This window comes from Paenibacillus xinjiangensis, from assembly GCF_059686975.1.
Window position 1 is genome coordinate 200,414 of record NZ_JCAALS010000009.1, and the last position, 9,204, is coordinate 209,617.

General features: G+C 38.8%; 12 protein-coding genes, 2 pseudogenes and 1 other annotated feature. Of the genes and pseudogenes, 4 read left to right on the plus strand and 10 right to left on the minus strand.

Going from position 1 to position 9,204, the window contains the following annotated elements; all coding sequences use genetic code 11:
* Positions 1-8: 8 nt before the first annotated feature.
* Positions 9-692: a response regulator gene (locus tag AC6ESP_RS11615; protein ID WP_497096887.1), complete on the plus strand. Its 684-nt coding sequence runs from the start codon at positions 9-11 to the stop codon at positions 690-692.
* A gap of 59 nt (positions 693-751) precedes the next feature.
* Here the strand turns inward: AC6ESP_RS11615 and AC6ESP_RS11620 are convergent, their stop codons facing one another.
* Positions 752-1,963, minus strand: a complete 1,212-nt coding sequence (locus AC6ESP_RS11620) for a glycoside hydrolase family 88 protein (protein ID WP_497096888.1) — start codon at positions 1,961-1,963, stop codon at positions 752-754.
* Positions 1,964-2,187: 224 nt separating this feature from the next.
* Here AC6ESP_RS11620 and AC6ESP_RS11625 point away from each other — a divergent pair, with 224 nt between their 5' ends.
* The 3 genes from AC6ESP_RS11625 to AC6ESP_RS11635 all read left to right on the plus strand — a co-directional run bounded on the left by AC6ESP_RS11625 (position 2,188) and on the right by AC6ESP_RS11635 (position 4,851).
* Positions 2,188-2,973, plus strand: a complete 786-nt coding sequence (locus AC6ESP_RS11625; RefSeq protein WP_497096889.1) for a helix-turn-helix domain-containing protein — start codon at positions 2,188-2,190, stop codon at positions 2,971-2,973.
* A 336-nt stretch (positions 2,974-3,309) separates the two neighbouring features.
* Positions 3,310-3,539 (plus strand) — a binding site (T-box leader).
* 55 nt (positions 3,540-3,594) lie between these two features.
* The gene (locus AC6ESP_RS11630) at positions 3,595-4,377 is read left to right on the plus strand and encodes a class I SAM-dependent methyltransferase (RefSeq protein ID WP_497096890.1); all 783 of its coding nucleotides are present in this window, start codon (positions 3,595-3,597) and stop codon (positions 4,375-4,377) included.
* Between the two features lie 93 nt (positions 4,378-4,470).
* A complete protein-coding gene (locus AC6ESP_RS11635; RefSeq protein ID WP_497096891.1) occupies positions 4,471-4,851 on the plus strand; it encodes a YfjL-like protein in 381 nt (126 codons plus the stop codon).
* A gap of 233 nt (positions 4,852-5,084) precedes the next feature.
* Here the strand turns inward: AC6ESP_RS11635 and AC6ESP_RS11640 are convergent.
* The 9 genes and pseudogenes from AC6ESP_RS11640 to AC6ESP_RS11680 form a co-directional block, all read right to left on the minus strand.
* Positions 5,085-5,288, minus strand: a pseudogene (locus AC6ESP_RS11640) (GMP synthase (glutamine-hydrolyzing)); the annotation flags it as partial.
* Between the two features lie 160 nt (positions 5,289-5,448).
* The gene (locus AC6ESP_RS11645; RefSeq protein WP_497096892.1) at positions 5,449-6,090 is read right to left on the minus strand and encodes a hypothetical protein; all 642 of its coding nucleotides are present in this window, start codon (positions 6,088-6,090) and stop codon (positions 5,449-5,451) included.
* A gap of 75 nt (positions 6,091-6,165) precedes the next feature.
* Positions 6,166-6,579 (minus strand): hypothetical protein, encoded by a 414-nt coding sequence (locus AC6ESP_RS11650; protein ID WP_497096893.1) that lies wholly within the window; start codon positions 6,577-6,579, stop codon positions 6,166-6,168.
* 34 nt (positions 6,580-6,613) lie between these two features.
* Complete coding sequence (locus AC6ESP_RS11655) at positions 6,614-6,970, minus strand: hypothetical protein (RefSeq protein WP_497096894.1); 357 nt, start codon at positions 6,968-6,970, stop codon at positions 6,614-6,616.
* Between the two features lie 42 nt (positions 6,971-7,012).
* Positions 7,013-7,222 (minus strand): hypothetical protein, encoded by a 210-nt coding sequence (locus AC6ESP_RS11660; RefSeq protein WP_497096895.1) that lies wholly within the window; start codon positions 7,220-7,222, stop codon positions 7,013-7,015.
* A 378-nt stretch (positions 7,223-7,600) separates the two neighbouring features.
* Positions 7,601-7,870, minus strand: coding sequence for a recombinase family protein (locus AC6ESP_RS11665; protein ID WP_497096896.1), 270 nt, complete (start codon positions 7,868-7,870; stop codon positions 7,601-7,603).
* A gap of 115 nt (positions 7,871-7,985) precedes the next feature.
* On the minus strand, positions 7,986-8,366 hold the full coding sequence (locus AC6ESP_RS11670; protein ID WP_497096897.1) for a tyrosine-type recombinase/integrase: 381 nt from the start codon (positions 8,364-8,366) through the stop codon (positions 7,986-7,988).
* Positions 8,367-8,424: 58 nt separating this feature from the next.
* Entirely contained in the window at positions 8,425-8,601 is a 177-nt protein-coding gene (locus AC6ESP_RS11675; protein ID WP_497096898.1) for a hypothetical protein, read from the minus strand.
* Between the two features lie 158 nt (positions 8,602-8,759).
* Positions 8,760-8,891 (minus strand): annotated as a pseudogene (locus AC6ESP_RS11680) (GMP synthase (glutamine-hydrolyzing)); the annotation flags it as partial.
* Between the last annotated feature and the right edge of the window lie 313 nt (positions 8,892-9,204).

Here is a 9,204-nt window from a genome sequence, read left to right on the forward strand (position 1 = left end):
GCGACTATATGGAGAATATTAAATTGATTATTTCTGATGACATGGATGCGCATCGTAGACGGCTTGAGAGAATTATTACGAAGCAGCCTAACATGACTTTACTTGCTTCCGTAGACAGCGGTGAAGCTACGATTGCTAAGGTTGAGCAGGAAGTTCCCGACATTATATTGATGGATATTGAGATGGAAAGTAAATACGCAGGAATCGAAGCGGCCAACAAAATTCATGTAAGCTATCCTAACACTAAAATCATTTTATTAACGGTTCACGAGGATGATAATATTGTATTTGCAGCCTTCAAAACAGGCATCGTGGATTATATTATCAAATCCTCTCCTGAGGAGGAGATTGTCGAGGGAATTATTGCAGCCTATCGAGATGATTCCCCCATACGTCCCATGATCGCCAAAAAGCTGCGCAACGAGCTTGTACGGTCCAAAAATAATGAGTCCATCCTGATGAACACCTTGAATATTATCTCTACTCTTACAGCTAGTGAGCTAGAGGTGTTAAAGCTGCTCTGCCAGAATAGAAACCGTCAGCAGATTGCTCTGCAGCGATCTGTTGAAGAGGAGACCATCAAGAAGCAAGTAAACAGTATTTTGCGCAAATTCGACAAGCGTCGCACCAAGGAAATCGTGAAATTAGTTACCGAGCTGCAAATTTTTAATTCCATTTCTTATTTTAATTGAGCAGTCTAATAGAAGAAGGACATTCCATGCTCCAAGGAATGTCCTTCTTCTATTTCTTTTTACCAGTACGGATTCCAAGCCTTTTGCACTCGGACTAAAGCCTCCAGATAGAAGTAATCTCCCCAAATCGTACATTCATCCACACCAAGATCAATAGGCAGACTATATACGCCATGAGCCAAAATCCCTGTACCCTCATGTCTGTCCTTGATCACATAGTTCTCTGTCAGTGAAGTTAAGATAGCTAATGCGGCCTTCTCATAGAAAGGACGATCTTCATCCAATACCGGCAAATGATACGCTAATTCTAACAGACCGCATGCGGCAATAGCAGCTGCAGAGGTATCACGCTGCCCATCCTGCTGTAAAAACACTAAATCCCAGTTGCAGATTAAATCCTCTGGCAAATGGTTCAAGAAGTAATTCGCTGCTGCTTTGGCCTGCTCGATATAGGCCATATCCTTCGTATAACGATAAGCCAGTGGCAGCCCATACACCGCCCAGGCTTGACCTCTAGACCAGCACGCCTCATCCGCATAGCCCTGCCCAGTCCAGCCCCCTAATGCTTCGCCGGTTTCAATATCGAGTCTAAACATCTGATAGATGGCGCCATCTTCACGTACCATGTGCTCGGCCACCTTATCCATATGGCGCTTCGCTTTATCATAATAGGTATGATCGCCTGTTACTTCCGCGGCCCAGAACAGCAATGGAACATTCATGGCGCAGTCGACAATAAACACTCCTTTTTCTTTGTGTGTATCATCCTCCAAATAGCCGCGCACCTGCAGAATACCTGCTTTTTCTCTGAATCTCATCGCGAGCAGCTTGGCTGCATCGAGAGCAATATGCTTAGACTTCTCATCCGCTGCTAGCTTAAAGCCAGCCACACAGGATAAGCTGTATAGAAAGCCAATGTCATGATGATTCAATATATCTCTAGTGACCAGACGCTCCTGGAAGCTGTCCACATGCTTCTGTGCCACCTCCAAGTATTTCTCCTCAGCTGTAAGCTCATAGGCCAACCAAACCATGCCTGTCCAGAATGAAGACGTCCAATCCGAATAATAGGCCAAATCCGCATTTTTGACAGGCTGATATTGTAGACCGACAGAGTGTGCTGACGGAAATTGATCTGTGAATAAGGCCAGATTACGCTCCACTTGCTGAATAACATCCTGCAATGCCTTCTCATAAAATGATTTATTGTTATTGCCTTGAAAACGTTCCTGCTTCTCAACCTTTGCTGTCTTTAATAAGCTGGCAGTCATATATCTATTCCTCCCACAATGAAATAATAAAAAGTTAAGATGATTATAGCTTCTCTAATTCATTGAGATAAGGAGTAAATATTATACCCCCAAATTTTAACTCCAATTTACTGAGTATTACGTAGTTGCAACCGCAAGTTGCGCAAGCGCAACCTCCATCATATAGCATTAACTCCATTGTTTTTCTATAATTAAGATAAAAGATAGCAAAGGAGAGCAAGCCTATGTCTTTTAGTGAAAAATTGTTACAGCTTAGAAAAGAAAAAGGTTATTCCCAGGAAGTGCTGGCCGAAAAATTGAGCACAACCAGACAGGCAGTCAGCAAGTGGGAAAACGGACAAGGGTTTCCCGAAACCGAAAAGCTGATTATGATTGGCAACCTGTTCGAGGTGTCTATCGATTATCTGTTGAAAGAAAGCGAGGTAAAAGGTAGAGTCGAAGAGCGTGGGTATTATGTCAGCCAAGAGATGGCGGAAGGGTTTTTGAGTCATCAGCAGAAGTCATCCCATCGCATTGCGACAGGCGTGTGCCTGCTAATTATGGCATTTCTGCCGTATTTGATGCTTCGACAGGAGCCAGTCATTTATTCCATTCTTATTGTTTTGTTCGCGGCAGGAGGCGTCGTTGCTCTCGTATTCGCCATACTGAAAGACGAGGAACAGTACCATGTGCTGGAGAAAGAAGCACTTATGCTGGATCAGGGATATTTGAAGCAATTGACAGAACGTTTGAATCAATTGAAAAGTAAGTACTCAGCCGTAATCATCGTCGGTGCTGGCATGGTGGCGGTAGGTGCAATAGCTTTTGCGCTAGAGAAAAAGGGAATATCCGAAGGGGCATTGGTCCCTTATTATCCGGTTTGCCTCGTTCTGATCGCCATTGGCGCCTATGCAATTCTTCGCACAGCTACGTTATGGTCCTCCTATAGTCTGCTGATCTACAATGAGAAGTATATGAATCGGAGGAATAACGGCTTCTGGAGAAAGGTTAGGAATAGGTTGGTTAAATAAACGATGCTGAATAAATACCTAGGACGAGGCTGCCGACATGAACGGCAGCCTCGTTGAGCTGACGGGTATGGTAATTCAACATTCCCACTTTAACCACATCTTAGCTTAAAAGGAGGTGGAGCACTTGATTTTGGGCTGGAATTTTAATCTTTTGATGGTGCCATTGTTACGGTAACGGGTAACGATACTTCAACAAACAAGGAGCAGTTGCTACCGCTGATTGTTGACGTTAGGTAAATAGTCGCGTACCTCGTTGAGCTATCGAGCAGTAATATTGGAAATGTCTTGCTCCATAATTTTAGTCGTGATATTATCTGTTCAAACCAATATTTACCTATAAAAGCTGTGATGAGAAAGAGTAATTGGACAGTTTCTTTTACAGAGAGCCCCTCAGTGCTGAAAGGGGGCAAAGAAAGTTCCAATGAACATGGTCTCTGAGCTGCACCTCGAACCCTATTTGGGAAGTAGGATGTGACGGCGGCACCCGTTATCGTGCTATTGAGTTCGATGCGTTGAGCATTGATGAACTTGGGTGGTAACACGGAGTATTAACTCTCGTCCCTTTACGGGGCGGGAGTTTTATTTTTTTTATCACAAAAGTAAATATAGGAGGTTTTTAAAATGGAAAGAAAAAACACTTTTAACGAGATTGCTAGGGAATACGACAAGTACAGACCTCGATATCCAGAACAATTATTTACTGACATCCTGAAGTTGACGGATATCAAGCAGGGTGATTCCATACTTGAAATCGGCTGTGGCACAGGACAAGCAACGAAAGGTTTTGTTGATTTAGGCTTTGATAATATAACTTGCATTGAATTAGGTCACACTTTAGTGGAACTCACTCGCAGCAAATTTAAAAACAAACCGAATGTTAACATCATTAATTCCCCCTTTGAAACCTGGCAAAGTGATAAGAGTAACTTTAACCTAGCTATATCTGGTACAGCTTTTCACTTTATTCAGCCACAAGAAGTTGGCTATCGCAAGGTCTTCGACTTACTCAACGATGAAGGCTCTATTGCATTCTTTTGGACCGTCCATATTCCGTCTTATGATGATATTTCTAATCGAATTCGAGAAAGTTACAATAGACATGCACCCCAGCTAGATGATTCGAAGAACCCAACCATTGGACAAATTATCGATGATAGGTCAGCTCTAACTCTGAAGGATGGGTTGTTCAAGGAATTAGAAATAAAGCAATACATTTGTAACCACACTTATACAGCTGACGAATATATCTCTTTATTAAACACGAATTCCAGACATCGATTACTTCCCGACAATGTGCGATCTGAATTATTTGGAGAAATCAAAGAAGTGATTGAAGGAGATGGCGGAATTCTTAATAAGCCTCAAGCTGTTGTGTTGTACCATGCCAAGAAAAATCTATTGTGAATCTTCAACAAATTCAATGATACTTTGAACAAGTATCATTGAAGCAAGGGTCTATTAATCTGTCTGGTACTATGTAAAAGCAGTACTATTGTGATGCTCCAACATCATCTAGAATATCTACTGAGAGTCTATATTGGGAGCGTGGTACCTTTGAGAAATTTGTATAAGCTACTATTAATAGTCGCACTGATAATAGTAGGATACGTAATATTTTTTGTGTACTCCATGGCATTCGGTGATCCATTTCAAAAATATAATTTAAAAAAAGAAGTGCTTCAGTATCTGGAAAGGACTTACCCTGATGAAAAAACAAAGCTACTTGATATTAAGTATAGCTTAAAACTCTCTAATACAGAAAATGACTACTATATAGCCTACTTTTATTTTCTTAACGACAGATCTCGGAAGTCATATAAAGTATATACAACCAAATTCAACACTGAATTAGCTGACAATTCAACTCACAGGCGTTGATCGGCCTGATAATATTCCAAGGAAAACTTTCGATCAATGGAGTATTACAATCAAATAAGAAAACTACTTAGCTAACGAATAAAAACTCCCTTCTATTTGCAAAATACGCAAGTTGAAGGGATTTTTTTTGCAATCTATTTTGTAAGTGTAGGTGTAATCTCAATTACCATCAACGCGAAACCCCCTTATGTACCAAGGCTTTCAAACGAATGACGACATTAATTAGTCTTAACCTATTCCCACTCAATTGTTGCTGGTGGTTTCGACGTTACGTCATAAACGATACTGTTAACGTTGTCCACTTCGTTGACGATACGAACGGAGATTTTCTCGAGCACATCCCAAGGGATACGCGCCCAGTCCGCTGTCATGCCGTCGATGGAGGTAACCGCACGGATACCTACTGTGTAGGAATACGTACGAGCGTCACCCATAACCTGCTTCAATCTTAGGTCATTACATGTCTATTATTATGCTATTTTTATGTTTCGATTGTAGCTGGTGAACATGGAAAATTCAAGCTGAAAGTGCAAAAAAACTCCTAATACACTTGAAAATAAACTAAGTGTATTAGGAGTTTAATCTAATATGCAATCCTTATTTTTCATCATTGCTTTTACTTTCTTTATTTTCATTATCAATAGCAAATGGCGAGTTATTTTTGTACTCTTTTTTGAATATTGAAAATGAAGATATAGCATAAACAAGGGTAATAAAAGTAAATATATTTTGTATTGTTACCGCTACCCTTGATAAATCGTTAATAGGCGTGATATTTCCGAAACCTAAAGTTGTCCCAACTGCTATCCCGAGATGTAAAAAACTAATTAATTGAGATGGTATATTATCCCCTATCTCTCCGCTAAAACTGAGACTTTCTGATATATTAAATAATGCAAAATAGATTAGTGAATAAGATATACAGCTTGAAAACAATGCAAATCCAATTCTAGTCACACCACTTAATTCTGAGTTGTTATGATTTGATTCAGCAATTTTTTCAAAAACGTATATTAAATAATATACTGTAAACATAAATTCAACAAGTAGCAAACTCGGAATAAATATTACTCTAAATTCATTTAAGTTGACCATTCCACCTAAAATTATTACGATAATAATTAAGAAAACAGGCGAAAAAACTAGAGTTTTCTTTGCTATCAATCTTTCAATCAATAGAATTATAAGTACAACAATTAACTTTCCAGTTATTATTAAAATATTTGCTAACATACTCATTCCGACCTACTTTCAAAAAAAGGAGTGGCTTCTTTGATGGAACTTCTCTTTTATTAAACATTAAGTATCTAACCATTATGGTAATAATTCGTCTTTATATTTCAATTTGACTTGGTTTGGCAAATAATTATAAATATGTAGCGGTATTCCACACTCGCTTTTTAATGTTTTTTCTTGACCATCTTGATATTCATCAAGAAACTCCCAATATACAATAAATACATCATCTTCGTGTATAAACTCCATCCATCCATCGGCAAGCAATTCGTCATTAGCATTAAAAACCATAATACTAGAGAAATTCTCAACTGCACCATCTAAGTAGTTGGTTCTATGCCCTTCAATACAACAGTCAGACCAATCAAACTTATATTCGTCTTGGATTATTCCATAACACTTTAAATCCTTTGATAATTGCCTTTCTACTTCTGATTTCAATTGGATACCCATACAGTCAGCAAAACTTAAATTTGTATAATCTGGTTTCACCTGACTTCCTCCTACTCATAAATTCCAATTTTATTTAATCAGCAATATCCTTTTGTGCTAAATCCATTGCTACTGCATATCTTATCTGTTTAATCTTACTAAGACTTTTTTTGTATTCATGCAGCGGAATAAGTTCACACTCTCCCATCATTTTCTGGCTATTACGCTCTAACTCAATGCGTACTATTATTTTAACATCGATAAGAATCAAGTATATATCTTCACCTTGTTCGGGAATCCATTCAAGAATGTATGCGGTCTTCATATCGCTGAACTGCTGTAACAGAACCTCTAAAAGCCTACGTTTACCTGTAACCTGAAACAAAGAATTGTGGGATTTTATCAATTCTGCTCTATTGTCTTGTTCTGTTTTAGTTCCTCTGAGTTTCAATTCAATCTCTCCTAAGAAAACAACATAAAATTGCTCTTGAATTTAGTTTTTCTTATCGAAGGGATAGTGTTTACATGTTGGACAAACTTCTTTGGCTTTTGATACGTCAATTCTAACCTGAAATTGCTTCTCAATAATTTTTAGAATATCTTTTTTAACCCATTCTTCCGCTACAGCATTTATATCGTAACATGCAGCCTCGTCTATTGTTCTTTTCAAAAGTCGACAGTCGTAGTTAAGTTCATCGTTCACACTTCTCACCCTTAAAATAAAATCGTTCTTTCAAATCCAAAGAACTCTCACTCACACTATACCATATGCTGGATTTTTTTTGTTATTGTGTCGCTTCAAATGTTTGTCGATTTTCTGCGTCGAAGTGTATGCCCATGTAAATAGATTCCAATATCAAATATAACTGTAAATCCCCCTGTATCTGAATATACATGTGCATCAACTATTTTTAGTAATTTACAGATTAGTACCATCCCGCTTCCTGTTCAATGAATAGAATAAGACCATATTATGACAGGCTTCACATTCAATCTATATGGAACTACATTGACTTCTCTAGTTTCTTTTGTTCAGCGTACAATGTAGCTTTAGGTATGCCAGTGGTCTTGATGATTTCACTTACGGATAGACCGTTTGTACTCTCTCAGCATACATCTTCAATGCACGATTGATGATGCTTGCATCCTTTGCAGGACGACCCATGTGAGTAGCTTTAGCTTTAGCACGTTCTCTGCCTTCTGTTGTGCGGTCTACTATCAAGTCTCTCTCAAATTGTGCAAATGAGCCTAGCATGTTAAACATTAGAGATTGCATAGGACTAGCCTTCTCAACAGCTTCAAAGTGTAGATTGTCCTTTAAGAACTTCACATTGATGCCTCTAGCAAGCAAGTCATTGACAATTCAAATCGATGATGGAACGTGCTAGACGAATGAGTTCAGAAATAATGAAAAAAATCCCTATATGAGAATGGCAATGCACCAATAAGTCGACAACAAAGTTATATCAACTCAACATTAAAGGGAGTTCTATTCCATTCTTCACTTGCTGCTGAGCAGAGTAATGGCGACAATCATGTGGTGAGCACCCCACCTCTTTTCTTACTCCTGCTTTCTGACAATGCTCTTTCAGTATCTTATTAATACGTGAACGTGATAAACGCTCAGCAGATTGGTCTAAGAAGTAATAATCCTCTATCTCGTCAGCCAGTCTGTGTTTAAATCGTTCCTGCTTCGCTTCCTCATACTTCCGCATATACCTTCTCATTATCTTGCTAATGTAGATTAGACGCTCCTTAGAGACTTTACCATGAATGAGAATGTGCGCCCTTGATACATCATCATTCTTGATGTTACACAGTTCTGAAACACGTATCCCCAAGAACACCTTGATTGTGGCAAGTTGATTATTAGTTGTAATGTTGGCTTCTTTGCCTCTACTTTGACTATGCTGAATATAGCATTGAAGTCACTTCTTCCGCTTCCTCAACTTCTAGCTGTTCCTTAGTGAACTCCATCCAACGATGCAAGCGATACATACAACCTAAGATATACTCCTTTTTTCTGCCTTGGATTTCTTGATTCATCTTAAAATCATCAATTAATTCATTAATTTTCGACATAAAAAAACTCCCTTTCATTTGTTAAATAACACAAATAAAAGAGAGTAATTTTTGAAGACCAATAGTTGCAGGTGAATGAAATAAGTTTTTCAATGAATGTCTGAAACCCCTTGTGTATAAAGGGTTCTCAGTCACATATCAAATAAAAAATACTCAAATCACTCCCACTCAATTGTAGCTGGTGGTTTCGATGTTACGTCATAAACGAAAACGATACGGTTAACGTTGTCGACCTCGTTGACGATACGAACGGAGATTTTCTCGAGCACATCCCAAGTTGAGCCACCCCACGCTTAAGCCATATACCACAAGTACCGCAATCACTCCACATGCTGCCCACAACAACACTTTCAACGCCTCTTGTTTTTGACTCTTGTCATCCATTAAAGTCGACCCCTCCATTTTGTATAAGAGAGTTCGACATTTATCTCCATATCCTCCAATAATCAATCATGGTTTTTTATTCCATGCAATAAAAAAAGCCTCGAATTCGAGAGCCCTGCAAAAGCCTTGATTTTGAGGAAATGGGCACTCCGAGATGGTAAAAGTGATTGAAAAACTAAAAAAGCAGCTCATTCCTCATCAGAGGATGGGCTGCTTTTG

Excerpts from the sequence above, each read along its gene's own strand:
- AC6ESP_RS11615 (WP_497096887.1), top strand. The coding sequence starts at position 9 with ATGGAGAATATTAAATTGATTATTTCTGATGACATGGATGCGCATCGT.
- AC6ESP_RS11620 (WP_497096888.1), bottom strand. The coding sequence starts at position 1,963 with ATGACTGCCAGCTTATTAAAGACAGCAAAGGTTGAGAAGCAGGAACGT.
- AC6ESP_RS11625 (WP_497096889.1), top strand. The coding sequence starts at position 2,188 with ATGTCTTTTAGTGAAAAATTGTTACAGCTTAGAAAAGAAAAAGGTTAT.
- AC6ESP_RS11630 (WP_497096890.1), top strand. The coding sequence starts at position 3,595 with ATGGAAAGAAAAAACACTTTTAACGAGATTGCTAGGGAATACGACAAG.
- AC6ESP_RS11635 (WP_497096891.1), top strand. The coding sequence starts at position 4,471 with ATGCTCCAACATCATCTAGAATATCTACTGAGAGTCTATATTGGGAGC.
- AC6ESP_RS11645 (WP_497096892.1), bottom strand. The coding sequence starts at position 6,090 with ATGAGTATGTTAGCAAATATTTTAATAATAACTGGAAAGTTAATTGTT.
- AC6ESP_RS11675 (WP_497096898.1), bottom strand. The coding sequence starts at position 8,601 with ATGTCGAAAATTAATGAATTAATTGATGATTTTAAGATGAATCAAGAA.